This is a genomic window from [Clostridium] clostridioforme AGR2157, from assembly GCF_000424325.1.
Classification (GTDB): domain Bacteria; phylum Bacillota; class Clostridia; order Lachnospirales; family Lachnospiraceae; genus Enterocloster; species Enterocloster clostridioformis_A.
The window spans coordinates 38871-65649 of sequence record NZ_AUJR01000033.1; the positions used below are offsets into that span (position 1 = coordinate 38871).

A 26779-nucleotide genomic window follows, 5' to 3' on the forward strand; every position below is an offset into this window, starting at 1 on the left:
TCTAAAGAGGCTTAAGAAAATATAACAGAATCTTTTTAATTTCTTGTGTTGACATACAATACTATATGCTGTATAGTATGACTATATTATATGTTGTATAATATAATGTAACTAATAATATTGTCTTTAGAGCAGAGGGGTGCTTATGATATTTAACACTGGTTCCGCACTTTTAGACGCCATTGTGCTGGCAGTTGTCTCTAAGGATGCGGAAGGGACTTATGGATATAAAATCACCCAGGATGTCCGGCAGGCCATCGATGTTTCTGAATCCACCTTATATCCGGTGCTGAGACGCCTCCAGAAGGAGGACTGCCTGGAAGTATATGACATGGCCATTGACGGCAGGAACCGCAGATATTACAGGCTGACGGAAAAAGGCAGGGTACAGCTGAATTTATACCGGGGGGAATGGGTAACTTATTCACGGAAGATATCCCAGATATTTAAGGAGGCAAAGCTATGACCAGGGATGAGTTTATGAAGGAGCTTGCATATCTTCTGCAGGACATCCAGGATGAAGACAAGGACGATGCCGTCCAATACTATACAGATTACTTTGAAGAGGCCGGCCCTGATAAGGAAGCAGAGGTCATACAGGAATTAGGAAGCCCTGAGCGGATTGCCGCCATCATCCGCGCTGACATAGCCGGACATCTGGAGGACGGCGGCGAATTCACAGAACAGGGATATCAGGATGAGCGGTTCCGGGACCCCGGCTATGCCATGGCAAAGCGTCTGGACCTGCCGGAAGAGCGGGAGAACGGCGGGCAGGGAAACTACAGCAGGAGACAGGGCTTTAACCAGAAGCGGAGCTTTAACCAGAAGCAGAGTTTTGACCAGGAACCAGGGAAGACTTATACAGAAGGGAGCAATGGTACTTCCCAGACGCCTCCGCCCAGGACCAGCAAGGTGATAAAACTCATATTATGGGCTGTCCTCATCATTGTGGCCTTTCCCTTGTTCCTGGGCGTTGGCGGCGGTCTGCTGGGTCTGGCCGCGGGAATCCTGGGCATTCTGGCAGCCATCCTGGTGACCCTTGGAGCCACCACCTTTGCAGTTCTCCTGGGCGGAATCGTTATGTTTCCCTATGGTGTGCTCCACATGTTTTCCCATCCCCTGGACGGACTCATGACCTCCGGCACAGGATTAATCCTTCTGGGCGCCGGTGCCCTGTGCCTGGCCCTTTCCGTACTGTTTTACGGAAGGTTCGTCCCTTTCGTCATACGAAGTATCGTCAATGGGCTTAGCCGCCTGCTTCACCGAGGGAGGTAATAAAAATGAAGAGATTTGTAAAAATATGCGCCGTCACCGGACTGATACTCCTTCTCCTTGGTTTGGGCATCACTGCTGTCTCAGCCGCCATGGGAGGACGATATACAAACAGCCTGCCGTCACGCCTGGTCTCCAGGGTATGGCACAACCACATGCCGCGGCTGGTCCGCTGGGGCAATGACTGGCAAGATGACCGGGATGACTGGGATAATTGGAATGGCCGGGATGACCCGGATGACCCGGATGACACAGACCGCACCCACGGCCCTTCACAGATAAGCATGATATCCGATCCCTCATATGCACGGGCCGGGAAACTGGATGTGGATATAGACAAAGGGGCAATCCGCGTTTCAGAAAAAGAGGGCATTTCCCAAATCCAGGTCAATGTGCAGGATATCTATGACCGCACAAAGTGCTATATGGATGAATCCACCCTGAAGATTAAGAGGGAATCAGGACGCAGCCGGGGGAATGAGGCTCCCCGAATCGAGATTCTGATTCCGGCCGGATATGAGCTTGACAAATTGTCCCTGGATATGGGCGCCGCAGAGTGCACGGTCCTCGGCGTCACCACCTCCAAACTGGAGATTGACACAGGCGTAGGCGCTATTACATTTTCAGGCACTGTCAACGGGGATGTGGAAGTCGAGACAGGGGTGGGAGATGTAACCCTGAACCTGATCGGTTCCCAGACCGGGTACAATTACAAGGTGGAGTGCGGCGTTGGCAGCATTAACCTGGGCGCTGATCACTACACCATGCTTTCCCACGAGACTCACATCAACAATAAGGCTCCCTACACCATGGAACTGGAATGCGGCGTAGGAAACATTGCTGTGAACTTTGACCATACCTTATAGGCACTACAGAAAAGGAGATAGAATTATGGATAAGAAATTATACCGTTCAAATATAAATAAAATGCTCTGCGGAGTATGCGGGGGCATAGGAGAATATTTTAACATTGACCCCACCATCGTCCGCCTCATATGGGCTATCTTTGCCTGCTCCGGCCCGGGAATCATAGCTTATTTTGTGGCCGCCATCATCATTCCCCTGGCGTCAAACTAAGGACGGGACATCCGCCGCTGCATCCCGGCGTCCCCCGATATCCGGCATCCGCCGCCGGTTAACCTTCCGCCTACTCCGGGAGCTGCAGCCATACGGAAGCATAAAACATGCCGGCTTTTTGTTAATGATAAGCCCCCTGTAACAGAGGGCCGACAGGATGCAAAACTGCATATTGAGTCCCGAATGGGGCTGCCCTGCTGGTAATCCTGCGGACCTGGTCCGTTCCCCGCCGGGCCGGACCACATCAAATCATCCTTCTGCCGTGTCCGGCCTCCTTCTTATACATTTTCCTGAAATTAGATGGCGTCATACCCATAACCTTCTTAAACACCCTGTTAAAATGAGTGATGTTGGAGAATCCTGTGTCCCGGCTGATTTCCGTGATATTCTTATCCGTTTCCATGAACATCCTCTGGGCATTCATGACCCGTGTGACGTTCACATACTGGATGATGGTGCTGTTGGTATACCGCTTGAACTCCCTGCACAGGTAGTAGGGACTCACATAGGACATCTGGGCAAGCTGGTCTATGGATATGTCCTCCTGGTAATTCTGATGGATATACCTGATTACATCTGTTATCCGGTTTCGCTTTTCCGGCTTCACCGGTGTCCGAATTTTTCTTGCAATGGTCAGTAATGCCATGTTTAACAGGGTATGGATATAGTCCCCATGATAAGCCTGAGGATCATTCTGTTCCTTAAGCAGGTCATCCAGCATGCGGTGCACCACCTGTTTTTCCCGATGGTCCGGCTTATATACCCCGGTTCCCTGTTCCAGCACCTTTAACAGCTGCTTGGAGTCCACTTCCTCCCTGGAAAAATACACCAGAAGCCGCTTAAAAGGCACATTCTTCTGGCCGTAGGAATGATGCATCACATACGGGGAAAATATAAGGAATTCTCCCGGATGAATGCAGTAGAGACGGTCCTCAATGATGTGGAACCGTTCCCCTTCCTCCAGATAATACAATTCAAAATAATCGTGATAATGGGACTTTGACATATTGTCATTGACCCCCTGTATGCGTTCGCTGGCAATGCTCCTTCCCTGAGCCATCATGATTCCAGCCTGGTCTATCAATCTGTTTCCCCCTTTCTTTGGTACATATATCCAAGTCCCATATTTCTATAGGTATAAAATACACGTAATCATCATAGTGCTTCCAAATTGATACAGCAAGATATGTTTAATTTCCGCCATAACACTGCAAATATTGTCTAGTTTAGGCGGCCTTAATTCTATATGATAATAACATAAAACCGGTTGAAATAAAACAAGGAGGCAACAATTTATGAAGGTTTGTACGAATGCTTACACGGTCACCAAAAAGGAGAGTTACTTTTCAGTGATGACCAACAGTGTGGAAATCCGCATTCTTTTTCTGACAGATTCCATCCTGCGTATCAGGGCCGGGTTTGACGGCGATTTCGCGGAGGAATCCTACAGCCTTGTGATGACTGCATGGGAAGACCGGATGGATGATTTCCTGAAGGGCCGCAGAACGCGGGTGGAAGCGGCGGACGCAGTCCTGTCGGACGGGGGCAGGGAGGCAGTAATTGAGGGACGTATTCTGAAGGTAGTGGTGGAGAAGGACCCGTTTCGCATCTGCGTGTATGACAAAGAGGGCACCCTGCTTCACGCCGATATCGTGGACCTTGCCTATATGGAGGACAGCAACCACCGCCGGATTCACACCAGCGAGATTTCACCGGAAGACTGTTTCTATGGCTTTGGGGAGAAGAGCGGCGACTTCAACAAAGCCCAGAAATTCATGGGTATGAGCCCCAAGGACGCCATGGGATACAACCCCAAGGAAACCGACTCACTTTATAAGCATATCCCTTTTTACATAAAATTAAACCGCGGCACCAGGAAGGCAGTGGGGTATTTCTACCACAACACCTACGAGTGCGATTTTGACATGGGCCGTGAGAAGAGCAACTACTGGAAGCCCCACAGCCGTTACCGGGCAGACGGCGGCGACATCGACCTCTTCCTCATTGCAGGCCCCGCCGTGCGTCAGGTCGTGGAGCGCTATACGGACCTCACCGGCAAATCAGCCATGCTTCCCCGGTATGCCCTTGGATACCTGGGTTCCTCCATGTATTATCCGGAACTGGATGAGGACTGTGACGACGCTATCCTGGATTTTATCGACACCACAAAGGAAGAGAAGATACCGGTTGACAGTTTCCAGCTCTCCTCCGGCTACTGCACCGTGGAAACGGACAAAGGCATCAAGCGCTGCGTCTTTACCTGGAATAAAAAGCGCTTCAAGGATCCTAAGAAATTCTTTGCGCAGATGGATAAGAGAGGCGTATCCGTGTCCCCCAACGTAAAGCCGGGCATCCTTCTGATTCATCCCAAGCTGGACGAGATGAAGGCCAAAGGCATGTTTATAAAAGCCAGCGACAGCGACGAGCCTGGCATCGGAACCTGGTGGGGCGGAAAGGGCGTGTTCGCTGACTTTACCAAACCCTCCGCCCGGGCCTGCTGGAAGGAAATGCTTAAGGAAAATGTCCTGGAATACGGCACCAGCTCTGTGTGGAACGACAACTGCGAATATGACAGCCTAGTGGACAAGGACTGCCGCTGTGATTTTGAGGGCAAGGGCGGTACCATCGGACAGCTGAAATCCGTCATGTCCAACATCATGTGCCATATCACGGATGAAGCTATCCATGAAACCTTTGACAACACCCGCCCATACATCGTGTGCCGTTCCGGCCACTGCGGCATCCAGCGCTATGCGCAGACCTGGGCAGGAGACAACCTGACCTGCTGGGACTCCTTAAAATACAACATTACAACCATCCTGGGCATGAGCCTTTCCGGCGTAGCCAACCAGGGCTGCGACATCGGCGGCTTCTACGGACCGTCGCCGGAAGCAGAGCTTATGGTGCGCTGGATTCAGAACGGTATATTCCAGCCGCGTTTCTCCATCCACTCCACCAACACCGACAACACGGTGACTGAGCCCTGGATGTACGGTGACTGTACGGATTATATCCGGAAGGCTATCGGGCTGCGCTATCAGTTAAGTCCCTACCTCTACTCACTGATGGAGCGGGCCCATGAGACAGGACTTCCCATCATGGAACCCATGTGCAGTGCATTCCAGGAAGATGTGAAGTGTTACGAGGAGGGTGTGGACTTCATGTTCGGAGATTCCCTGCTGGTGGCCAATGTAGTTGAAAAGGGCGCCGCCTCCAGGAAGGTATACCTGCCTGAGGGCGAGACCTTCTACGATTTCCATACAAGGACTGCCTATGAGGGCGGCCGCACCGTCGAGCTTCCTGTGGACCTGGGGTCCATCCCCCTGTTCGTGAGAAGCGGAGCCATCATTCCCATGGCGGAAGACAGGCTTGATAACTTAAAGACCCAGCAGGCAGAGCACATACGAATCCTGTGTGCGGCTGGCAGGGACGGCCGGTTCGATCTTTATGAGGACGACGGCATTTCCATGGACTATGAGAACGGAGGCTATCTGAAGACATCCATAACCATGACGGCAGGAGAACGCACTGTTTTGAATTTCCATCAGGAAGGCCATTATGAGACAGCCGTAAAGACGCTGTATCTGGACATGATACACCGTGAGAAAGCGCCTTACTGGGTCAAGGCGGACGGCGAAACCATTCCTCATTTCCTCCACAGGAGAAAATTCGAGGAGGCGGACTGCGGATGGTATTACAGCCAGAGGCTTAAGTCCGTTCAGATTAAGTACCTTAATCCTAAGAAGGATTATCAGGTGATTGTGTCCTTTGAGCAGTTTGACCTGATTGGTATGTAAAGATAAGCATGCGCTTCCCCTCCCGCTTACAGAGGGGAAGCTGCTACATAGAAAGGGGATACTAAAAATGAAAAAATTTGCAGCAGCAATGGCAGCGGCTTTGAGTCTGGCCGTACTGGGGCTCACCGGATGTGCCCAGAGCGGCGCTAAGACCAGCGCGGAGGCCACCGCGGAAAACCCGATGGTGCTTACTCTGGCTCACGGCCTCAGCGAGACCCATACGGTACATATTGCAATGACAAAATTTGCAGACACGGTGGAGGAACGGACAAACGGAAGAATCCAGGTCCGCATCCTCCCAAACGGCCAGCTGGGTTCCGAGAATGAAAATATGGAGCAGCTGATGGCCGGTGTCATTTCCATGACAAAGGTATCCGCACCTGGCCTTGCCACCTACAATGAATCCTATCACGCCTTTGGCCTTCCCTATATCTTTGACGATACGGAAGACTTTTATCATGTAATGGATTCCGATCAGATGCAGGATTTCTTCCTGTCCTCCTCAGATGACGGATTCGTAACCCTGACCTACTACACCTCCGGCGCCCGTTCCTTCTACACCAAGAACAAGGCAATCCGCACGCCGGCTGACTTAAAGGGTCTGAAGATTCGTGTACAGGACATGAAATCCCAGACTGATATGATGAAGGCCTTAGGCGGCATCCCGGTAGCCATGTCCTACGGCGATGTATATACCTCTCTTCAGACCGGCATCATCGACGGCACTGAGAACAATGAAACAGCCCTTACCACCGGTAAGCACGGTGAAATCTGCAAGGTATACTCCACGGACCAGCACGCCATGATTCCTGATGTAATGGTCATGAGCGCCAGGATATGGAAGACCATCAGCCCGCAAGACCAGCAAATCATCCTGGAAGCCGCCCACGAATCCACCGAAAGCCACAAGATTGCATGGGATACCGCCATTGATGTGGCCATTCAGGAAGCAACGTCCCAGATGGTAGTGGAATTCGTGAATGATGTTGACAAGGATGCGTTCCGCCAGGCCACAAGCGGTATGATTGACGAATACTGCGCACAGTATCCGGGTGTGGAGGAGCTGCTTGACATCATTGATTCGGTAGAATAAAGGGAGGTAATCACATGAATGAAATATTATCTGTCATCAGAAAGTGGATGACCCGTCTTCTGGCCGGCATAGCCACTGCGCTGCTGTCCGTCATGACCCTTCTGGTCCTGTACCAGGTATTTACACGCTACGTGCTCAACAGCCCGGCTGCCTTTACCGAGGAGCTGGTGCGCTACTTACTGATTTGGACCGGTTTCATCGGAGCTGCCTATGCCTTTATCACCAGGGAGCACATGTGCCTGATGCTGGTGCGTGACAGCTTAAGCCCGGCAGGCCGCCGGATTCTGATGACAGTCATCGATGTGCTGATTCTGCTCTTTGCCATCTTTGTCATCACCATAGGCGGATTCAAGCTGGCATTAAGCGCCCGGAAGGTATTCTCCGCGCTGCTGGGGATTCCCAGAAGCCTGGTATATGCCATGGCGCCAATCTCCGGACTGTTCATCATCCTGGCACAGATTATCAATATCTACGAGGATGTAACCGGAATCACCATCGAAGGAGGGAATGAGTAATGAGTATCGGACTTACAACAGTCATTCTGTTTGCGGTATTTGGCATCCTGCTGTTCCTCAGCTGCCCAATCTCCGTCAGCATCGTAATCGCATCCATCGTAACTGCCATCTCCAGCCTGTCCTGGGACCAGATTACATTCATCACCATGCAGAAAATGAACAGCGGCGTGGAGAGTTTCTCCCTGCTTGCCATCCCCCTCTTCATACTGGCCGGCAACATCATGAATAACGGCGGTATCGCCAGACGCCTTGTAAACTTTGCAAAGCTGTTCGTGGGCTGGATTCCAGGTTCCCTGTCCCAGGCCAACATCGTGGGCAACATGCTCTTTGGCGCACTGTCCGGTTCTTCCGTAGCAGCCGCATCTGCCATGGGCGGCTGTATCTACCCCATCCAGAAGGATGAGGGATATGACCCTGCTTTTGCCACGGCAGTCAACATTGCCTCAGCCCCAACCGGACTCCTGATTCCCCCTACCAGCGCATTCATCGTGTACTCCACGGTAGCGGGAGGCGTGTCCATATCCACCCTGTTCATGGCCGGATACATTCCCGGCATCCTGATGGGCGTTGGCTCCATGGTAGTGGCCTTCATTTACGCCAAAAAGCATAAATATCCGGTATCCGGCCGCACGCCCATGAAGGAAGCCGTTAAAGTGACGCTGGAAGCCATCCCCAGCCTGCTGCTCATCATCATTGTTATCGGCGGTATCGTGGGAGGCATCTTCACAGCCACTGAGGGAGCAGGTATCTGCGTGCTTTACTGCCTGATTCTTTCCATCTGCTACAAGAGCCTTACAGTGAAGTCCTTCATGAAAATCCTGGTAAGCAGCGCATGCACCAGCGGCATCATCCTGTTCCTAATATCCGCTTCCTCCGCCATGTCCTTTGTCATGGCATACTCAGGAATCCCGGCAGCCATCAGCGAGGGCATCATGTCCATCTCCACCAACAAATACGTGATTCTGCTGCTGATGAACATAATCCTGATGGTTGTGGGCATGTTCATGGATATCACACCGGCTATCCTGATTTTCACGCCTATCTTCCTTCCTATCGCCCAGAGTTTAGGAATGACTGACATTCAGTTCGGCGTCATGTTAATCTTCAATATGTGCCTGGGCAACATCACGCCTCCTGTTGGTTCCGTACTGTTCGTGGGCTGCGGTATCAGCAAAATCAGTATCGAACAGGTGACCAGAACCCTGCTTCCCTACTTTGCGGTACTGTTCCTCCTGCTTATGGCCGTTACCTATATACCGGCGATTTCACTGGGTATTCCGAGCCTGATGGGATTAATTTAGGAAAATGATAAGACGAATTTTATATGTAACATAACAACAGGCCGCCTGAGCTTTGCGCCCGGGCGGCCTGTTGTTATGTTGAAATTTTCATCCGGCCTTCCTCCCTGGCCTCCTGCAGCTGATACGCCCGTTCTTCCCATTCCTGCATATATTACACATCCAGGCGGATGGAACGCAGCCATGGCGCTGTTCTCAACTCCCGCTCCGACTGAGGCTGTTTTATCAGCTCAATTTCCTTTTCCAAAACAATGGATAACATCAGCTCCAATATTTCCGAATCCTCCATGGCACAGGCAAACAGGAAACGGTCCAGCAGCGTCAGTTCAGCCAATGGTTTCATGATACATTTTGTCTTTGGTTTACTCATGTACTTCTCTTCAATATAAAAATCGAATCAGCAAACGTATCAGCGGAAAACCGCAGGGCATGAATGCCCGCGTTTCCCGCTGTCTGCTTCTATAGTATCTACTATTTTCCGTATCCTCTATCCCGTACTTAGCCACGCTTTCTCTACAGCACCTTCTCCAAAAATCCCCTGGCCCTGTCGCTCTTGGGATTCTTAAAGAACTCATCGGGATTGGCATCCTCCACTATCTGTCCGTCGTCTATAAAGCAGATGCGGTCCGATACCTCCCTGGCAAATCCCATTTCATGGGTTACCAGAGCCATGGTGATTCCTGTATGAGCCAGGTTCTTAATGACCTCCAGAACCTCCTTTACCATCTCAGGATCCAGAGCGCTGGTAGGTTCATCGAACAGCATAATCTGCGGTTCCATGGCCAGGGCCCTGGCGATGGCGATTCTCTGCTTCTGGCCGCCGGACAGCTTTCCCGGATAGGCGTCCGCCTTCTCCACCAGTCCCACCAGTTTAAGAAGCTCCAGGGCATTTTCTGCCGCCTTGTCCTTGGGAATCTTGTTCACCTTCACGGGGGCATAGGTCATATTTTCCATGACCGTCATATGGGGAAACAGGTTAAAGTGCTGGAACACCATGCCGATGTTCTTCCTGACTGCCTGGATATCGGCCTTTGAAACCGTAATATCCGTACCGTCAATGAACACCTGCCCCTTGGTGGGCTTCTCCAGCAGGTTGATGCACCTTAAGATGGTGGACTTGCCGGATCCGGAGGGACCAATCAGCGTAACTACCTGGCCCTTCTCAATATTCAGGTTGATTCCCTTTAATACTTCCAGGTTTCCGAAGCTTTTATGCACATCACGAAACTCTATCACTTCTGTTCACCCACCTTTCCAGACGGCTGGCAACTGCCGACAATATCATGACAAATACGTAGTAAATAACGGCAATGACCAGGTAGGGTTCAAAGAACCTGAAGGTCAGGACCGTAATCTGGTCCGCGGCCCTTAAGAGCTCCACCGCACCGATGTAGGACAGGATGGAAGACTCCTTTAACAGGGCAATGGCCTCATTCACCAGGCTGGGAAGAATGTGTTTCACGGCCTGGGGAATGATGATGTCCTTCATCATGTCCCCGTAGCCAATCCCCAGGGACATGGACGCCTCATACTGTCCCTTGTCCACCCCCATGATTCCTCCCCGGAATATCTCGGAGACATAGGCTGCGGAGTTCAGTGTAAATGTGAGGATTCCGGACTGGGTGGTGGTCAGTGTGAATCCCAGCAGCTGCGGCAGTCCAAAATGGACAATACACAGCTGTACCAGGAGAGGCGTTCCCCTGAAGATGGATGTATAAAACCTTCCGAACCATATGAGAGGTTTATATTTGCTGATTTTAACAAGAGCCAGTACGATGCCCAGCAAAAACCCCAGCACGGCGCAGATTGCCGTAATCTTCAGGGTGAGCAGTGCTCCATGGTATAGGAATGGCCAATATTGCCAAACGCTGGTAAAATCTAATTTCATATGCGCAGCCCCTTTTTACATTTCCTTAATCTAAGATGAACTGTTCGCTTAAATGACTTGCGATGATTTCATCCAGTTCTCCGTTTTCCATCATTTCCTTCAATGTGTTGTTAAATGTCTCATAGTAAGGGGATTCCTTCGGGAAACCGATGGCGAAACAGTCATCATCCACCTTATCCATAAGGCTCAGCTTAAGACCTTCGTTGTTCTTTAAGAACTCTGTTGCGCCTGCGCCGTCAACGATACACGCGTCGGCCCTCTTACTCTTTACTTCCTCGATACATGCAGGGCTGCCCTGGATGCCAACGGTCTCCGCGCCTTCCACACTCTCCGCTACCTGCTGGTAGTTGGTGCCGAATACATAGGCAATCTTCTTACCCTTCAGAAAATCCAAATCCGGGTAATTATCCTCTGCCCTGTACACAATGGCATTTCTTGGATAGAAGAAGATTTCGCTGAAGTCCAGTGTCTTCTCCCTCTCTGCTGTGGGCGCCATACCGCCGCTGCAGAAGTCAATCTGTCCTGCCTGGATAGCAGCCATCAGGCTCTTAAAGGGCATGTCCACAAATTCCACCTGACCGCCGTTCTTCTCCACAGCTGCCTTTACAATATCAATATTCATACCTACATAGGTCTTGCTTCCGTCTGCCGCCATCTCGATGGATTCAAAGGGAACAAAGGTAGCTGAACAGCCCACCTTCACGGTCTTGCCGGAAAATGGATTCCCGGCCGCAGTGTCTGCCGGATTCTCTCCTGCTTCTGACTTATCCTCAGCGCCGGCTGCCGCAGTATCCGCCGCGTCCTTACCTGCCCCACCCTTGTCCGCGGCCTCCTGGGTGGCTGCCTGTGCAGCGGCCGTGGTGGCATCCGCTCCGCCGGAACATGCGGTGAGTGCGCCTGCTGTCAGAACAGCGCACAGCAATAGTGCAATTTTTTTCATAATAATTCTCCTCTCTGTTATATGTATATAAAAATAAAAAGTCTGCTTTCTGCAAACCTTATCCCTTCCCTCTGCCTGACCGGCATTCATACAAGGAAGAACTTGCATAAGCATAGCATAAATATACATCAGATTCAATAGATTCCAGGATTTTTCCAACCCGTTAATCCCCTTAGTTGACTTACCTCCCGTCCATGTTATAATGAAAACCAGAAATGAATAAAAGGAGCAATTTACCATGTCATATGAAATAGACGGCAGGACAAACGGACCTGCCATAACCTGGCCCGGCCGCGCCAGGATTGCTGTCATGGTCACATTTGACTTTGACGCAGAATACCTGCGCATGTCCAGGGCCGCCTCCAAAGGCACCTCCATCGGATTCACGGATTATTCCCGCGGCCAGTACGGCCCCCACGAGGGTCTGAAAAGGTGTCTGGATATGCTGGACACACATGATATCAAGTCCACCTTCTTTGTACCGGGAATCGTTGCGGAAAAATACGCTGCCCAGGTGGAATCCATCCATGCCAGGGGCCATGAAATCGCTTGCCACGGATATATGCATGAATCCGTCCGCGGCATATCCATGGAAGAAGAAACAGAAATACTGGAAAAAAGCGAGACTATACTGAAACGCATCACGGGACGCCGTCCCGTGGGACACAGGGGCCCGGAGAGCATCATCCATCCATTTACCCCTGAGCTGCTGGCACAGCGCGGTTACCTGTACAGTTCTTCCATGAAGGACTGCGACTGGGCATATCTATGGGAAAAGGACGGACAGGTCCTTCCGCTGGTGGAGCTGCCGTGTGACATTACCATGGATGATTTTACCTATTTTTATTTTACCTTCAGCGACCCTGCCGTGCGCTCCATGTATACCAACCGCGAAGTATTCGGAAACTGGAAGGATGAGTTCGACGGCCTTGCGGAAGAGGGAAATAAAATTTTCATCCTAAAACTCCATCCCCAGATGATAGGACGCGCCAGCCGGATTGCCGCCCTGGGAAACTTCATTGCCTATATGAAGCGCCACGGCGCCTGGATTACCACCTGTGAGGAGGCGGCGCGGTATGTACTGGCACAGGCAGAAACCAATCAGGGGAATCCTGCAAAAGGAGGTACCGCCGTATGATGACCTGGCCTGACAACAAGCGTATCGCTGTCATGATGGCATTTGACCTGGACGCAGAGACCATGTGGACCACCAGAGGCGATGGCAACCATGACCATATAACCAACTTATCCCGGGGCGCATACGGTCCCAAACAGGGTGTGCCCAGAATCCTGGACATGCTGGATGTGTATGGGGTGAAGGCAACCTTCTTCATTCCCGGCGTCATAGCCGAACATTATCCCCTGGTAGTAAAGGAAATCAGCCGCAGGGGGCATGAAATCGGATTTCACGGATACCTCCACGAGGAATCCACCTCCACTTCCTATGAGGAGGAGGATGCCACCATGACCCGCTGCGAGACCATTATAAAGGAACTGACCGGACAGACCATTGCAGGACACCGTGGACCGGGAGGTGTGATACATGATTACAGCCTGAGACTGTTCCTGGAGCACGGCTACATATACAGCTCCAATTGGAGAGACTCCGACGGCCCCTTTATCCATACCATAGACGGCCGGCAGGTTCCCCTGGTGGAGCTTCCCAAGGATTCCATCTTTGACGATACCGCATACGATTTTTACACGGATTCTGCCCCGGAACGATATGAACTGAAATCTCCCCGGGAAATGCTCGAAATCTGGAAGGATGAATTCGATTCCCTGGCAGCGGAAGGCAGAATGATTAACTTTGTCCTCCATCCCCAGTTCATAGGCCGCGCCAGCCGGGTAAACATGCTGAGCGAGCTTATAGGCTATATGCTGTCCCATGGGGCCTGGATTGATACCAACCGGGCAGTGGCGGAGTATGTGCTGGAGAACCGGGATTTATTAATGCCTGACAGATAAACCTTATTCAATCCTTAACTGCTCCCTACCCACTTCCATAAAACGAAACAGCAGGCGCCTCCTTTCAGACTCGTGTCAAAAGGAGGCGCCCTCATGTTCAGATAATCAAATCCATATATTCATGCCATATACGGCTCAGAACAAGGTCTGCTGCTCATACTCACAGTCCCTTGCCAGTTGGGGCGGTTCCTGCCCCAGCAGTTCCTTTGTCTTTGCGCTGTCCAGAATCCATTCCCTAACCTGTTCCCTCTCAAGAACCAGAGGCATACGGCTGTGGACAGGGGCCATGGATGCATTGGCCTGGGTGGTAAGTATGACGAAGTGGTCCCCATCCTCATACCTGCCATAAAATCCGGCCAGAAACAGAATCCGGCTACCTTCCTTAGTGAATGTAAATTTCTCTTTATTCTTATTCCACTCATAAAACCATGAAACAGGGACCACAGCCCGGCGCAGGCTCACACTTTCCCGGAACATCCGCTTTTCAAACACAGACTCTGACCTGGCATTAAAAACCAGCCCCTTTCCGCCCGGCCCGGGATATCCCCACTTCTGCCTGCAGACCCGGAGACTCCCGCCCTGGTCCCCGGCTGCCACAATGACCGGCGCCGTGTCGCCCGGATGGATGTCCCGGTCCAGCACTCCCAGTTCCAGTTTCCAGTCCTTCTGCTCTGTTAAGTCCCTTATCTCATCTAATAATTCCGCGCTGAAATGATATCTGCCGCACATGAAATTCCTGCCTGCCCTTTCCTGAGTATTAAGTTCCCGCGGCGGCATTTTATCCGCCTACTGTATTATATACCCAAACCCTAAAAAATCAATGCAGGCATTCAGCAGGGACACAGTCTGAGCGCTCATCACCTTACCGCTTCCAATATCCCCTCGCTGAACGTAGGATGCGGGAAAATAACCTTAGCCATATCCTCCAGCGTCAGCTCATTGGCCATAGCCACCGCAAACTGGCTGATCATATCCGTGGCCCTGGCACACATCATCTGGGCGCCCAGGATTCGGTGTGAACCGCTGTCCGCCACCACCTTTATAAATCCCCTCTCCTGCTGGGACAGAATGGATTTGCCGTTGGCAGACATTATATACTTCTTTGTCACGGCTTCCATTCCCCGGGCCTTGGCCTCATCTGCGCTGATTCCCACGCAGCCGATTTCCGGGTTGGTATACACGCAGGACGGAACGATATCCGTGCGGATTACCATATCCTCTCCTGCCATATGCGCCACCGCGCTTCTGCCCTGGGCAGTGGCTGCATGGGCCAGCTGAATGCCGCCCGTCACATCGCCAACGGCATATATGCCCGGTACGCTGGTTTCGTATTTTTCATCCGTGACTATACGCCCGCGTTCCATGGCCATATCCTTCACTTCCTGACTGCTCTCGTCCGTTATAAGACCGCCCGTATAAGCCCTGCGGCCCGCAGCTATAAGGATGCCGTCCGCCCTGGCCTCGCAGGGTTTGTCCTTTTCCACATAGCGGCATATAAGTCCGGCTCCATCCTCTGTCTGAAGGATTTCCTCCACCTTTGCCCCTGTATGGATATCCACGTTTCTTTTCTTCATAATCATCTTCAGGTTCTGGGCAATTTCCTTATCCATGGTGGGCAGAATGCGGTCCAGGGCCTCGATTACAGTCACTCCATGGCCCAGTGAACTGTACACAGACGCAAATTCCATACCGATTACTCCGCCGCCTATGATAATCAGATGTTCAAACATATCCTTCTTGTCCAGCAGTCCGTCGCTGGTGACCACTCCCGGCAGGGATGAGCCGGGTATGGGCGGGCATGCGGGCACGGAACCCGTGGCAATGAGAATATGGCTGGTTTCCAGGACAACCTGGTCCTGTTTCTGTCCGCCTGATTGTTCCTCTGAATTCCCCCCAGCTTTCCCTTCCGCTTTCTCCTCTGCTTTCTCCTCTGCTTTTTCCTCTGCTTTTTCCCCTGACTTTTCCTCAGCCGACGCCACCTTCACATGCTCCCTGTCCAGTATGGTTCCCGTACCGCAATAGACTGAAATCTTGTTGGTCTTCATAAGGGAGGCAATGCCCTTTCTCAGCTGTTCCAGCACTTCATCCTTTCGTTTCTGGACCATCTCCATGTCAACCACCGGTTCCCGGGCCGTCAGGCCAATGGATGGCCCTGACTGTAATTCATGGTACAGCTCTGCTGTATGGAGTATTGTTTTGGTGGGAATGCATCCCCGGTTCAGGCATGTGCCTCCCAGTTCACGTTTTTCCACCAGGGCGACCTTCATTCCCTTTTGAACCCCTTCGATGGCAGCCTCATATCCGCCCGGTCCCGCGCCAATCACTACCAAATCAAATTTGTCAGCCATATAAACTTAACCTCTCTTCCATTTATGTTCTGCGTTTACAGCGATTCCCTCACAAGGGCCATGATATCCTCTTTTAACTGGCGTGACTGCGGTACATCCGTATAATCCCCTGCCTGAAATGCGTCCGGTCCCACGGCATCCACCGCCCCGCATATATCCTTCTCCGCATAGGCACAGCCCTTCAGCTGTTTTGCCAGCTTCCCAATCATCTCCTGGTCCATGGCGTCTGAGAATACATTCACGTCCTGTATCATGCCCTCATCCACATGAAACTGTATCTGTATATTGCCCCACACAAACCTTTTTTCCATTTCGTACTCAAAGGGAATCTTCCTTCCGTATTTCCACTGCCAGGAAGCAAATTTCTCTGTCAGGGCATCTATCTCCGGCTGAGGCAGTTCCCCTTCCTTCATCCTTACGGCAGGCTGTCCATAAACCTTGGAAAATGCCTCCACCAGCGCCGCTTTCACTTCCTCCAATGTGATATCCGGCTTAAACTCGCATAAATTGGCCACTCTGGATTTTACTGAGGTCACTCCTTTGGAGGCAAGCTTTTCTTTTGATACATTCAGATACCGGGACATATTTTCCTTGTCCGCCCGTATCAGTATGGTCCCATGATGGTAACAGCCGTCCCCTGTTCTGTAAAATGCGTTGCCTGAGAACTTGCGTCCATCCACTGTTATATCATTGCGCCCTGTCTTTTCAGCATGGATTCCCAGGCTCCTTACGGCTTCCAGTATCACATCCAGCTGCCGTGAAACATTGTAATCATCGGCGCCTACAATAAATGTAAAATTCAGATTCCCCAGATCGTGGAACACCGCACCTCCGCCGGAAAGACGGCGCACCAAATATCCGTCCTCCTGTTCTAAGAAGTTCACCCTGCATTCCCTCCAGCAGTTCTGGTTCTTTCCTATCACCACCGTATGGCGGTTCTGCCACAGGTACAGAATACAGGTTCCCTTGGGAACATGAAGGGTCATGTATTCCTCCATGGCCAGATTCCGGTAGGGGTATGTATTATCTGTCTCTATCCACACAAGTCTGTTTATCATGTCAGTCTCCATTCTTATAGAAAGGCTGCCTGGGCAGCCCGTTCCCAGGCCATATACAGATATCGCGGATATCCATGCATAACCAGGGACATGCCGGCTGTCCAGGCAGTCCTATTTCATTTTCATCATTCCCATGTATAGCGCAGTACCGGCTTACGGGCCGCAGTAACCTCATCCGGTCTTCCAATCGGTGTAAGGTGGGGCGCACTGTGAAGTGCCTCAGGGTCTGCCAGAGCCTGCTCGTAAATCCTGTGGAATACCTCGATTGCCTCATCCAGGGTCTCCCTGGACTCTGTCTCTGTAGGCTCCACCATCAGCGCCTCATGTACAATCAGCGGGAAGTACATGGTCGGCGGATGAATGCCGTAGTCCAGAAGTGCCTTGGCAATATCCATGGCATTCACATCCTTGTCGTGTTTCATCTTCTCCAGACTCATGACGAACTCATGCATGCAGGTCTCGTTGTAGGCCATGTCATAGACATCCGACAGCTTCACTCTCATGTAGTTGGCATTCAGCACTGCATTGCGGGCAGCCTCCGGAATGCCCTCCTTTCCAAGGGTCAGGATATAGGACAATGCCTTAACCACCACCAGGAAGTTGCCGTAGAACATCTTCACATCCCCAATGGATTCCTGTGCCTTCACAAAGTGATATGCATCCCCTTCCTTCTCCACACGTACGCCGGGTATAAAGACCTTTAAGAATTCCTTGCAGCCCACAGGACCGCTTCCCGGTCCGCCGCCGCCGTGGGGTGTGGAGAATGTCTTGTGCAGGTTCAGATGGACCACGTCAAATCCCATGTCACCCGGCCGCACAATGCCCATAACCGCGTTCAGATTGGCGCCGTCATAATAGCACAGTCCTCCTGCATCATGTACGATTTTTGTGATTTCCAGTATGTTCTTGTCAAATAATCCCACGGTATTGGGGTTGGTCAGCATCAGACCGGCGGTGTCATCCCCTACCGCTGCCTTTAACTGCTCCAAATCCACGCAGCCGTCCTCCCTGGACGGAATGCTCACCACGTCATATCCGCACATGGCCGCGCTGGCCGGATTGGTTCCGTGGGCAGAGTCAGGAACAATAATTTTGGTACGCCTGGTGTCATTGTGATGGACGTGGTATGCCTTGATCAAAAGCAGTCCCGTAAACTCACCGTGCGCGCCTGCCGCCGGCTGGAATGTCATTGCATCCATGCCCGTGATTTCGCAGAGATATTTCTCTGCCAGATATAATACTTCCATGGAACCCTGCACCGTAGCCTCCGGCTGCAGCGGATGGACTCCCCTAAATCCTTTTAAGGCGGCTGCTTCCTCATTCACCTTGGGATTGTACTTCATGGTACAGGAGCCCAGAGGATAGAAGCCGTCGTTGACACCGTGGGAACGCTTTGCCAGTTCCGTATAATGGCGGCTGATTTCATTTTCCGACATGTGCGGAAGACGGGGCTGTTTCTCACGGATATGTGCTTTCTCAAAAGATACCTGGGGCACGTCACAGGGACTGATTAAATCCAGTTTTCTCCCGGCTGACCCTTTTTCAAATACAAGCTTCATGAACCGCACACCTCCTTTTGTCCGCATTCCCTGTGCAGCGCCTCCCGTACAGCGGAGGCAAGTTCATCCATCTCTTCCCTGGTGTTCATCTCCGTAGCGCACCAGAGGATTTCTCTGTCGGAAAGTGGCAGTCCGCCCAGGATTCCCCTGCTTTCCAGAGCCCTTAAGATGTGGGCGCTGTCCGTACACTTGCCCTCCGGGCTTACGGTGACGAACTCGTGGAAAAATTCACAGTCATACTTTGGCTCAAGCCCTGCTTCCTTTAATATATCCCTGAGATAGTGGGCCTTGGACATGCACTGGCCTGCTGCCTTAGCCATACCGTCTGCTCCCATTGCTGTCATATATACAGAGGCAGTCAGGGCGCACCATGCCTGGTTGGAACACACGTTGGAGCTGGCCTTTTCACGGCGTATATGCTGTTCACGGGCCTGAAGGGTAAGAACAAACGCCCTGCGTCCCTGGTTATCTGCTGTCTCGCCTACGATGCGGCCCGGAAGCTTCCTGGTCATGGCTGCCGTGGCTGTCATAAAGCCCAGATAAGGTCCTCCAAACGCCAGAGGCATGCCAAGGGGCTGGCCGTCGCCCACAGCGATATCCGCCCCGTATTCTGCCGGGGTCTTCATGACGGCTAAGGCCATGGGGTTGCATCCCATGATGTACTTGGTGCCCGCCTCATGGACAATACGGCCCAGGGCGTCCCCGTCCTCTACATTGCCGTAATAGTTGGGCTGCTGCACATAGAAGCAGGCGGCCTGCGGGTCTGCCTTCAGCATCTCTTCCAGAGCTGCCCCATCCGTTACCCCGTCTTTTTCCGGGACCATGACAACCTTTGTATTGCTGCCAAAGCAGTATGTCTTCATGACCTCGATAACGCCCGGGTTTGCAGCCGCAGAGATATAGGCTGTGGTTTTCTTTCTCTCCTTACACATGGCAATGGCTTCCGCCGCAGCCGTGGCACCGTCGTATATGGATGCATTGGAGGCGTCCATTCCTGTGAGTTCACAGAGCATGGTCTGATACTCGAATATAGACTGGAGGATGCCCTGGCTGATTTCCGCCTGATAAGGCGTATAGGCAGTAACAAACTCCTCTTTTGACGTCACGCTTGAAACAATGGCAGGTATGTAATGGTTATAAGCTCCTGCCCCCCTGAAAATATGGCGGAACACGACATTCTTACCGGCTATGTCCTCCATTCTGCCCTTAACTGCCTGCTCGCTGAGTCCTGAAGGAATATTGACCCCTTCCTTCAGCATTACCTCATCCGGTATATGGGAGAACATCTCCTCAAAGCTGGCAAACCCAATCTCACGAAGCATCTCCTGCTGCTCCTGCTTCGTACCTGGTACATAACTTCCCATATAATCTCACCTCACCTCTCATGGGATGGAATACCTTCCCCGCCTCGAATCCCTTAATCCAGGGTCTTCACATATTCCTCATACTCTGCCGCACTCATTAACTGAGCTGTGCCGGTTACATTCTCCACCTTCATGAACCACGCCTCATAAGGCGCCTCGTTGATGGATTCCGGGGCGTCTAGCAGGGTCTCGTTGATCTCGGCCACTGTACCGCTTACCGGTGAATACACATCGGATACAGCCTTTACGGATTCCACATCAGCAAATGACTCGCCCTCTGTCACCTCGTCCCCTGCTTCCGGCAGGTTTACGAATACCAGATCCCCAAGAGCATCCTGTGCATAATCAGACACTCCCACTAAAACCGTGCCGTCCTCCAGGGTCTTTACCCACTCATGTGACTTTGCATACTTTAAATCTTCTGGAATATTCATTCTAAATACCTCCTTGAACATACTGCTTTATTATATTTTTAAATCCTGATTATTATATCCGCTGAATTATTGCCGTTTATAAAATGGCAGCTTCACTACCTCCGCGGCCACGCGGCGTCCCCTGACATCCACTTCCAGCGCCGTTCCCGGCTCCTTAAACCCTATGTCAATCAGGGCCATGGCTGCCGGATACCCCAGGAACGGGCAGTGTGTGCCGGAGGTGGTCATACCTACCTGCTGTTCTCCTATATAGACCGGCTGGTGCTCCCTGATGATGCCGCGGCCGGTTACCTTTAATCCCACACGCTTCCTGGTTAAAGGTCCCTTATCCTGGATAGCCTGTTTTCCGATAAAATCATCCTTATCCATCTTGACAAAGATTCCCAATCCGGCTTCCTTGGGAGATATGGTATCGTCCATCTCATGTCCGTATAATGGCATGCCTGCTTCCAGCCTCAGGGTATCCCTGGCGCCCAAACCACATGGAATCAGGCCCTCGTCCTTTCCGGCCTCCATGAGCAGTTCCCACATTTTAGGCGCATCCTCCGGAGCCAGATAAATCTCCACTCCGTCCTCCCCAGTATAACCGGTCTTGGAAATGATGCATTTCATGCCGCCCACCATGCGGTCAAAAAGGCAGGTATAATATTTTTCAGGAATGTCTTCCTCCTTCGCCACCCTCTTAAGCACATCAATTGCCTTTGGTCCCTGCAGGGCAAGCTGCGCCACCTGGGAGGAAATATCATCAAACACAACATCCCCTGACTGATGGTCCTTCATCCATGCATAGTCCTTATCCTTGTTGGCAGCGTTCACCACAATAAAATAGCAGTCATCCCTGACCTTATACACAATCAGGTCGTCCACCACGCCGCCCTGTTCATTGCACATGGGGCTGTATCTGGCCTGGCCCTCCGCCATGACCGTATAGTCATTGGTGAGGAGCATGTTCAGATTCTTAAGCGCGTCCGGTCCTTTGCAAATCACTTCCCCCATGTGTGACACGTCAAAAAGACCGCATTTGGTGCGCACTGCCATGTGCTCCTCGATAACGCCTGTCTGGTACTGTACCGGCAGAAGATACCCTGCAAAAGATACAATCTTGCCCTTATACTTTACGTGAGTGTCGTAGAGAGGTGTTTTTAACAAAACCTCCCCTGCTGCTTCTGTTCCCATAATCACTACCTCCTTCATGAAAATTGTCTGGTCCTTAACGATATTAGACTATGAAAGCGCACGAACAAAAGATGTTCATGCGCTCTGTCCTTGGACCTGAAAGATTTGGCTTCTTCGGTGCTATGCTCTCCAGAGTATCGTCCGGTATCCGGTCCTTTTGCCTGAGAGTTTTCCGCTTCCCCTTCGGCGCTGTCTTCTGTATGTTGATTATACGCACATACGCTGTATCCCGAGTTTCCTTTATCTTCCATACACTGTGGGCAGTCTCTCCCGAATCCATCTTCCGATGATATAAAATTGTCCGCAAACGCAAATCCCACCGGCCTGCCTTGTGCTAATCCCATACTAACACAGGCAGGATTTTCAGTCAATAGATAAAAAGTGTTTAAATTTTAACACATTAATCGCATTTCCGCCCTATTTTCCAAACTTATTTTCACGAATATTTTACGGTATATTTAGAAAAAATACTGGTAATCTCCTATGAAGTAGTATATAATGAGCAAAGGTGATGAGGCGAAGGGGTTCCTTTGGCCTCATTCTTGTATGAGTACGGTTTTAGATGAGCAAAATCTTGAGTGAAAGAAGGTGACAAGATGCATAAGTTTATGCGGACAGTAGGATTCAGTATGTACCAGAAAAAACAGGATATGGCGAAGCTTTTAAAGCGCCTGGTAAAAGAAGCGGAGATGACCGGCCACCTGGCGGAACAGGAAGGCAGCAGGCTCTGTGAACTGCGCACGGAAGTGGCTCCCGGCATGGGAGTTGCCATGATAGGCGAGATGAGCCCCAAAGGAACATTCAGCCGCGAATATTATTTTCCCTATGTCAAGAACCCGGATGTAAGTTCAGAGGCGGAATGTTCCATCCAGCGCCACACAGAGCGTGAAACTTATGCAGGCCTTCTCGATGAATACAGGGTGGGCATATCCCTGATTTTCTACATGGAGAATTCCATGGAGTACAGGATGCGCCGCAGCGCCCGCCAGCCTGTCCAGCCAAAGGGAGCTGCCCTTACGGGCCTGGCAGTCCAGGGAAAGGTGCTGCTGCCGGTCAATAAGACGGAAAAACAGGCCGAGGACTCCCGTCAGGCCGCCAAAAAGCGCAGCAGTCTCCTGGAAGCCGCCAAACACGGCGACGAGGACGCCATTGAGACACTGACCATAGAGGACATCGACCTCTATTCCATGGTATCCAGACGGATTGCCCATGAGGATGTGTACTCCATCATAGAAACCTGTTTCATGCCCTGCGGCATAGAATGTGACCAGTACTCCGTCATAGGTGAAATCACGGAAATCAGTACAAACACCAACCGTATTACCAAGGAAGATATATATGACCTGAAGCTGGACTGCAACGACATGGTATTCCATGTGGCCATCAACAAGCAGGACCTGCTGGGCGAACCCCGGATAGGACGGCGCTTTAAGGGGCAGGTGTGGATGCAGGGTACGGTGCTGTTTTAGGGGTGGCCTGGGGTGGGTCGGGTACGGCCTGGAGAGGTTCCTGGTGCGGGAGGTTCCTGGTGCGGCCTGGGGTGGTTTGGGGATGCCTGCATGCTGCTCTGGCTGGGTGTTGGACGGGTGTTGGCTGAGTATCGTCGGCAGACGCTGGGATGTTTAACCGGATTTTTAACCGGGATGTTTATTTGAAAATAGGACTTGATTTTTTTTACCACATAGGTTATTATATAAGGCAGACCGCATGAGTATCATACGGCCCGCCTTATATTTGTGTTTCTGTAGCTCAGCTGGATAGAGCACACGCCTCCTAAGGGAACCTACAACGGAAACTTTTTGGAGGAACAGAGACCGTAAGTCACACACAATTTCATACACGTTTCCGTAGCTCAGATGGATAGAGCGACCGCCTCCTAAGCGGTAGATGGTTCGAGTCCAAATGAGGCGAACAACTGAATAATTTTACAAATGTCCATGTAGCTCAGCTGGATAGAGCACACGCCTCCTAAGCGTGGGGTCGGAGGTTCAAATCCTCTCATGGACGCCAGCGAACAACGCTGCAAGCCTTTATTTATAAGGGTTTGCAGCTTTTTTTGTTCAGCCGCAGCCTTTGGTTAAAACCATCTACCAGGGTTGGAGGGTTACTTTTTTGTTTATGCGTTACAATGAATTTTTTGCTAATTGGAAACGAACCAAAATGGAGAGCTTGCTAAGAAAAATTGACTTCTTGCTAATTTGAGATTTTAGCCTGCCTTTTGAGCGGTAAGCAATGCTGCCAGGGTGCTTGCAAGCTCTGGAGATTTTTGAAGCTGTTCCACCAATGCCGCTAGGTCTAAGGTTTGTGCCTGAGGCTGTTCTGACTCCTGGGGAGGCTTTACATTCCTCAGATCAGGATTAGCATAAAAGGCACTCTCAAACTTCTGGGCATTGATTTTACGGTCCTCGTCAAGGATGTGGGCGTACACTTTTGTAATCATATCAATTTCTGCATGGCCCGTATCTCCCTGAGTGGCTTTCAGATCACCGTGATTGAGTTTCAGCTTATAAGTAGTGCTGGAATGTCTGAGAGAGTGGAACACCACATTAGGCAATCCGGCTTTTTCTTTCAGCAGAGAAAATTCTTTCTCAATAATCCGGTTCTCACATGGCCGCCCATTAGGTAGCGCAACCACTAAATCGAAATCCTGGTATTCCTCACCGAGGAAGCTCTTTAGCTCATTTTGTGCTTTTTTCCACTCACGGAGGATATAAGCAACGGTTTTCGGCAGCCAGACTTTTCTCTCACTTGATTTTGTTTTCGGTTTCTTCAAGATCAGCCGGGTGCTGGTGTTAGGCATGAGCGGAGTGAAGATATGGAAAATTTCTTTTTCTCCCAACATTTCAATCGCCTGCTTAGAAGCTCTTGTCAACTCTGCCTCAATGTAAACATACGCATTATCAGCCGCTATGTTTTCATCCTCAATGTGAACATTCTTCCAGGTCAGACCGAGGATTTCTCCCATTCGCAGAGAACACGCAAATGCAAGGTTCATAGCAACATATAATTTGCTGTCGGTACACTGGTCCAGAGCGATACGGATGGTATCGGCGTCCCAGATGTCTCGTTTCTTGTACTCTGTTTTTGGTAACACGGTGTTATCAAAAGGATTTTTGCCGATCAGTTCCCAGCGTACAGCCTGCTTAAAGGCACAGCGGAGAAGTTTGATGATCTTCTCAATCGTCTGGTTGGAAATAAACTCTGTTTTGGGCTTTCGGTTCCTTTTGCAAACGGGAGGGGTTCTTTGCAGGGTCTGAATGTACTTGTCCACTACACGGGGCGTAATCGCCTGAACCTCCATATCACCGATAATCGGATTGATGTAGTTGGCGATTAGGGCGGTTTGACTGTCATACATGGACACGCCCCATTGTTTTGCCCCATAGGTGGAAACAAAATCAAAATGAAGTGTTAGGCGGCAAGTATGAATTTGTCCTTACCACCCACATAGACAAAGGGCATATCCATAATTACCAGCGACCGACTGTGTAAGGAATACGGTCTGTCTGTGATCGAGCCGGGACAGGACAAAGGAAAAAGCTACATTGAGCATACCGCCGAGAAAGCGGGAACCAGCTATAAGGCGAAACTGAAAACTGCCATTGACCGGCTCATTCCCCAGGTATCCGATTTTGAGGAGCTGCTGACAAAGTCATATTCTCCCAGGTCGTCATTTCCTTTCATGGAGGATGTTTCCGGGGAAAGCTCTCCCTTTGCCACTAAGGACAGTTTATTCTCCCAGTCGGCGGTGAGCTGCGGCCTGGCAAAGCAGGATGTATCCCTCCTGCCAGCCGGTGAGCGGAGCCTGGTTACCCTGGTCTGCTGTAAACTCCTGTGTGCTTTGGCTGCTTCCCATGTGTATGAGACCGTTTCTGCGGTGTTCAACTGTGGAGGGCATACCTTTACATATCCCTTATCCGTGAAATATCCATTGTCCTGTTCCCGCACTTTGCGGCCAAAGGTCTCCGGGTCAATGCCTGCTTTCCATGCCTCCGGCATTTCCACCATACCGCTCTCATAGAGCTGGTAGCGGCCCAGAGCCTCGTCACTGTTCATCCCCGGAATGAGGATGAAATAATCGAAGTTGTGGGGATACTCTTTGAACTGCTCATAGTCCGTCAGCCGCAGGGGTGTTTCCTAGACAGCCAGCAGCTTTTCAAACTCATGGTCGGGCAGATCGGAGAGTTCCTGTGCCAGCATTGCCAGATCATCCACATGGGCATACATGGGGAGAGCGAGCCGGAGCCCCGGCACATCCGACACATAATCATCAAAGAAATACATATCCGGCGTGGCGGAGGCCGGCAGCCCAATCTCTGTAAAGGCAGCGGCGATTTCCTCCGCATTTGCCGGAAAGTAAAGCCAGGCTCCGGCATTGTCACGCTCTCCGCTGTCATAGGCCGCCGTGTTGGTGATATATGCCTTAAAGAGATAAAGAGAGTAAAGCACAGGAGGACCGTGTATCCCATGCAGCCCCAGATGGCAGCGGATATGTTGTCGGCGGTGGAAATTTCCTGGATGAGGACTGCATAAATGCCGACGCATATCATAATGAGAAACGCCTGGAAGCCTAAAGCAATCAGAGACTTTAAGTAGTTCTGTCCCACGCCGGACCATTCCCGATTGCTCATGGTAGCAAAGGGGATAGGCCCCACGGAGGTCACAAGTAGGGTAAGAACCCAGCGCCTTGCCATATCGCTATGGCAGGTTTCCGAGAACTCCCCTCCGAACCGGACTTACACCTCTCGATGTATCCGGCTCTCCAGATGTCAGTCTAATTTCCCTGCGTGTAACTTATCGTGACAGTCAATACAGAGTGCCATTGTCTTGCGCCTGCGCCCAATCATGGCGATTTCCCATTGTTTTCTGCCACTTAAATCTTTGAGTTTTCGTACATGGTGTATTTCGAGCGGTACATTCTCTGCGCCGCACCACTCGCATTTGTTCGCTTGTAGCCTTTTAATCAGGCTGTTGCGCCCATAGTTCTCAACT

26 protein-coding genes, 2 tRNA genes, 3 pseudogenes and 1 riboswitch are annotated in these 26779 nt (G+C 51.2%); of the genes and pseudogenes, 14 read left to right on the forward strand and 17 right to left on the reverse strand.

Going from position 1 to position 26779, the window contains the following annotated elements; genetic code table 11:
* Positions 1 to 145: 145 nt before the first annotated feature.
* The 4 genes from G614_RS0114670 to G614_RS0114685 are packed head-to-tail and all read left to right on the forward strand — an operon-like array spanning position 146 to position 2349.
* A complete protein-coding gene (locus tag G614_RS0114670; RefSeq protein WP_027642550.1) occupies positions 146 to 466 on the forward strand; it encodes a PadR family transcriptional regulator in 321 nt (106 codons plus the stop codon).
* Positions 463 to 1275 (forward strand): DUF1700 domain-containing protein, encoded by an 813-nt coding sequence (locus G614_RS0114675; protein WP_027642551.1) that lies wholly within the window; start codon positions 463 to 465, stop codon positions 1273 to 1275. Before G614_RS0114670 ends, G614_RS0114675 begins: the two co-directional genes overlap by 4 nt.
* A gap of 5 nt (positions 1276 to 1280) precedes the next feature.
* Positions 1281 to 2138: a hypothetical protein gene (locus tag G614_RS0114680; protein WP_027642552.1), complete on the forward strand. Its 858-nt coding sequence runs from the start codon at positions 1281 to 1283 to the stop codon at positions 2136 to 2138.
* 25 nt (positions 2139 to 2163) lie between these two features.
* Positions 2164 to 2349, forward strand: coding sequence for a PspC domain-containing protein (locus G614_RS0114685; RefSeq protein ID WP_027642553.1), 186 nt, complete (start codon positions 2164 to 2166; stop codon positions 2347 to 2349).
* A gap of 244 nt (positions 2350 to 2593) precedes the next feature.
* On the opposite strand, the gene G614_RS0114695 is transcribed toward G614_RS0114685, so the two are convergent.
* Positions 2594 to 3433 carry an AraC family transcriptional regulator gene (locus G614_RS0114695; RefSeq protein WP_027642555.1) on the reverse strand — a complete coding sequence of 280 codons (840 nt, stop codon included), beginning with the start codon at positions 3431 to 3433 and terminating at the stop codon, positions 2594 to 2596.
* A gap of 211 nt (positions 3434 to 3644) precedes the next feature.
* On the opposite strand from G614_RS0114695, the gene G614_RS0114700 reads away from it, so the two are divergent.
* From G614_RS0114700 to G614_RS0114715, 4 genes are all read left to right on the forward strand, one after another.
* Entirely contained in the window at positions 3645 to 6146 is a 2502-nt protein-coding gene (locus G614_RS0114700; RefSeq protein WP_027642556.1) for a TIM-barrel domain-containing protein, read from the forward strand.
* Between the two features lie 67 nt (positions 6147 to 6213).
* Positions 6214 to 7239 (forward strand): TRAP transporter substrate-binding protein, encoded by a 1026-nt coding sequence (locus G614_RS0114705; protein ID WP_027642557.1) that lies wholly within the window; start codon positions 6214 to 6216, stop codon positions 7237 to 7239.
* A gap of 14 nt (positions 7240 to 7253) precedes the next feature.
* On the forward strand, positions 7254 to 7754 hold the full coding sequence (locus G614_RS0114710) for a TRAP transporter small permease (protein ID WP_027642558.1): 501 nt from the start codon (positions 7254 to 7256) through the stop codon (positions 7752 to 7754).
* Entirely contained in the window at positions 7754 to 9055 is a 1302-nt protein-coding gene (locus tag G614_RS0114715; RefSeq protein ID WP_027642559.1) for a TRAP transporter large permease, read from the forward strand. The genes G614_RS0114710 and G614_RS0114715 overlap by 1 nt, the downstream gene beginning before the upstream one ends.
* A 151-nt stretch (positions 9056 to 9206) precedes the next feature.
* Here G614_RS0114715 and G614_RS0114725 read toward each other — a convergent pair whose 3' ends face one another.
* From G614_RS0114725 to G614_RS0114740, 4 genes are all read right to left on the reverse strand, one after another.
* Positions 9207 to 9422 (reverse strand): hypothetical protein, encoded by a 216-nt coding sequence (locus G614_RS0114725; RefSeq protein WP_027642560.1) that lies wholly within the window; start codon positions 9420 to 9422, stop codon positions 9207 to 9209.
* A 143-nt stretch (positions 9423 to 9565) separates the two neighbouring features.
* Positions 9566 to 10288, reverse strand: coding sequence for an amino acid ABC transporter ATP-binding protein (locus G614_RS0114730; RefSeq protein WP_027642561.1), 723 nt, complete (start codon positions 10286 to 10288; stop codon positions 9566 to 9568).
* Complete coding sequence (locus tag G614_RS0114735) at positions 10272 to 10940, reverse strand: amino acid ABC transporter permease (protein ID WP_002573031.1); 669 nt, start codon at positions 10938 to 10940, stop codon at positions 10272 to 10274. Before G614_RS0114735 ends, G614_RS0114730 begins: the two co-directional genes overlap by 17 nt.
* A gap of 25 nt (positions 10941 to 10965) precedes the next feature.
* The gene (locus G614_RS0114740; protein WP_027642562.1) at positions 10966 to 11880 is read right to left on the reverse strand and encodes a substrate-binding periplasmic protein; all 915 of its coding nucleotides are present in this window, start codon (positions 11878 to 11880) and stop codon (positions 10966 to 10968) included.
* Between the two features lie 238 nt (positions 11881 to 12118).
* Between G614_RS0114740 and G614_RS0114745 the strand changes: the two genes are divergently transcribed.
* Positions 12119 to 13018, forward strand: a complete 900-nt coding sequence (locus tag G614_RS0114745) for a polysaccharide deacetylase family protein (RefSeq protein ID WP_027642563.1) — start codon at positions 12119 to 12121, stop codon at positions 13016 to 13018.
* Entirely contained in the window at positions 13015 to 13848 is an 834-nt protein-coding gene (locus G614_RS0114750) for a polysaccharide deacetylase family protein (protein WP_027642564.1), read from the forward strand. The genes G614_RS0114745 and G614_RS0114750 overlap by 4 nt, the downstream gene beginning before the upstream one ends.
* 135 nt (positions 13849 to 13983) lie before the next feature.
* Here G614_RS0114750 and G614_RS0114755 read toward each other — a convergent pair whose 3' ends face one another.
* The 7 genes from G614_RS0114755 to gcvT all read right to left on the reverse strand — a co-directional run bounded on the left by G614_RS0114755 (position 13984) and on the right by gcvT (position 21787).
* Positions 13984 to 14577 carry an SOS response-associated peptidase gene (locus tag G614_RS0114755; RefSeq protein ID WP_027642565.1) on the reverse strand — a complete coding sequence of 198 codons (594 nt, stop codon included), beginning with the start codon at positions 14575 to 14577 and terminating at the stop codon, positions 13984 to 13986.
* Between the two features lie 128 nt (positions 14578 to 14705).
* Positions 14706 to 16196 (reverse strand): dihydrolipoyl dehydrogenase family protein, encoded by a 1491-nt coding sequence (locus G614_RS0114760; protein ID WP_027642566.1) that lies wholly within the window; start codon positions 16194 to 16196, stop codon positions 14706 to 14708.
* 35 nt (positions 16197 to 16231) lie between these two features.
* Entirely contained in the window at positions 16232 to 17254 is a 1023-nt protein-coding gene (locus G614_RS0114765; RefSeq protein WP_027642567.1) for a lipoate--protein ligase, read from the reverse strand.
* Positions 17255 to 17379: 125 nt separating this feature from the next.
* Positions 17380 to 18813 carry an aminomethyl-transferring glycine dehydrogenase subunit GcvPB gene (gene gcvPB / locus G614_RS0114770; protein WP_027642568.1) on the reverse strand — a complete coding sequence of 478 codons (1434 nt, stop codon included), beginning with the start codon at positions 18811 to 18813 and terminating at the stop codon, positions 17380 to 17382.
* The gene (gene gcvPA, locus G614_RS0114775; RefSeq protein ID WP_027642569.1) at positions 18810 to 20177 is read right to left on the reverse strand and encodes an aminomethyl-transferring glycine dehydrogenase subunit GcvPA; all 1368 of its coding nucleotides are present in this window, start codon (positions 20175 to 20177) and stop codon (positions 18810 to 18812) included. The genes gcvPB and gcvPA overlap by 4 nt, the downstream gene beginning before the upstream one ends.
* A 53-nt stretch (positions 20178 to 20230) precedes the next feature.
* Positions 20231 to 20611, reverse strand: a complete 381-nt coding sequence (gcvH, locus tag G614_RS0114780; RefSeq protein WP_027642570.1) for a glycine cleavage system protein GcvH — start codon at positions 20609 to 20611, stop codon at positions 20231 to 20233.
* Positions 20612 to 20677: 66 nt separating this feature from the next.
* The gene (gene gcvT / locus G614_RS0114785; RefSeq protein ID WP_027642571.1) at positions 20678 to 21787 is read right to left on the reverse strand and encodes a glycine cleavage system aminomethyltransferase GcvT; all 1110 of its coding nucleotides are present in this window, start codon (positions 21785 to 21787) and stop codon (positions 20678 to 20680) included.
* 139 nt (positions 21788 to 21926) lie between these two features.
* Positions 21927 to 22070: riboswitch (glycine riboswitch) on the reverse strand.
* 313 nt (positions 22071 to 22383) lie between these two features.
* On the opposite strand from gcvT, the gene G614_RS0114795 reads away from it, so the two are divergent.
* The 3 genes from G614_RS0114795 to G614_RS0114810 all read left to right on the forward strand — a co-directional run bounded on the left by G614_RS0114795 (position 22384) and on the right by G614_RS0114810 (position 23797).
* A complete protein-coding gene (locus tag G614_RS0114795) occupies positions 22384 to 23256 on the forward strand; it encodes a DUF3881 family protein (RefSeq protein ID WP_027642573.1) in 873 nt (290 codons plus the stop codon).
* Positions 23257 to 23632: 376 nt separating this feature from the next.
* Positions 23633 to 23699, forward strand: a tRNA-Arg gene (locus G614_RS0114805).
* A 21-nt stretch (positions 23700 to 23720) separates the two neighbouring features.
* A tRNA-Arg gene (locus G614_RS0114810) sits at positions 23721 to 23797 on the forward strand.
* Between the two features lie 196 nt (positions 23798 to 23993).
* Here the strand turns inward: G614_RS0114810 and G614_RS0114815 are convergent.
* Complete coding sequence (locus G614_RS0114815) at positions 23994 to 25145, reverse strand: site-specific integrase (protein WP_330366906.1); 1152 nt, start codon at positions 25143 to 25145, stop codon at positions 23994 to 23996.
* Positions 25146 to 25177: 32 nt separating this feature from the next.
* Here G614_RS0114815 and G614_RS32775 point away from each other — a divergent pair.
* Positions 25178 to 25439: pseudogene (locus G614_RS32775) on the forward strand (endonuclease); the annotation flags it as partial.
* Here G614_RS32775 and G614_RS31315 read toward each other — a convergent pair.
* The 4 genes and pseudogenes from G614_RS31315 to G614_RS30080 form a co-directional block, all read right to left on the reverse strand.
* The gene (locus G614_RS31315) at positions 25364 to 25843 is read right to left on the reverse strand and encodes a hypothetical protein (RefSeq protein ID WP_155245054.1); all 480 of its coding nucleotides are present in this window, start codon (positions 25841 to 25843) and stop codon (positions 25364 to 25366) included. The pseudogene G614_RS32775 and the gene G614_RS31315 sit on opposite strands and share 76 nt — an antisense overlap.
* An 81-nt stretch (positions 25844 to 25924) precedes the next feature.
* Positions 25925 to 26332, reverse strand: coding sequence for an antirestriction protein ArdA (locus tag G614_RS0114825; RefSeq protein ID WP_080664515.1), 408 nt, complete (start codon positions 26330 to 26332; stop codon positions 25925 to 25927).
* Positions 26221 to 26454 (reverse strand): annotated as a pseudogene (locus tag G614_RS30075) (hypothetical protein); the annotation flags it as partial. The gene G614_RS0114825 and the pseudogene G614_RS30075, both read right to left, overlap by 112 nt.
* Positions 26455 to 26556: 102 nt before the next feature.
* Positions 26557 to 26779 (reverse strand): annotated as a pseudogene (locus G614_RS30080) (group II intron reverse transcriptase/maturase); the annotation flags it as partial.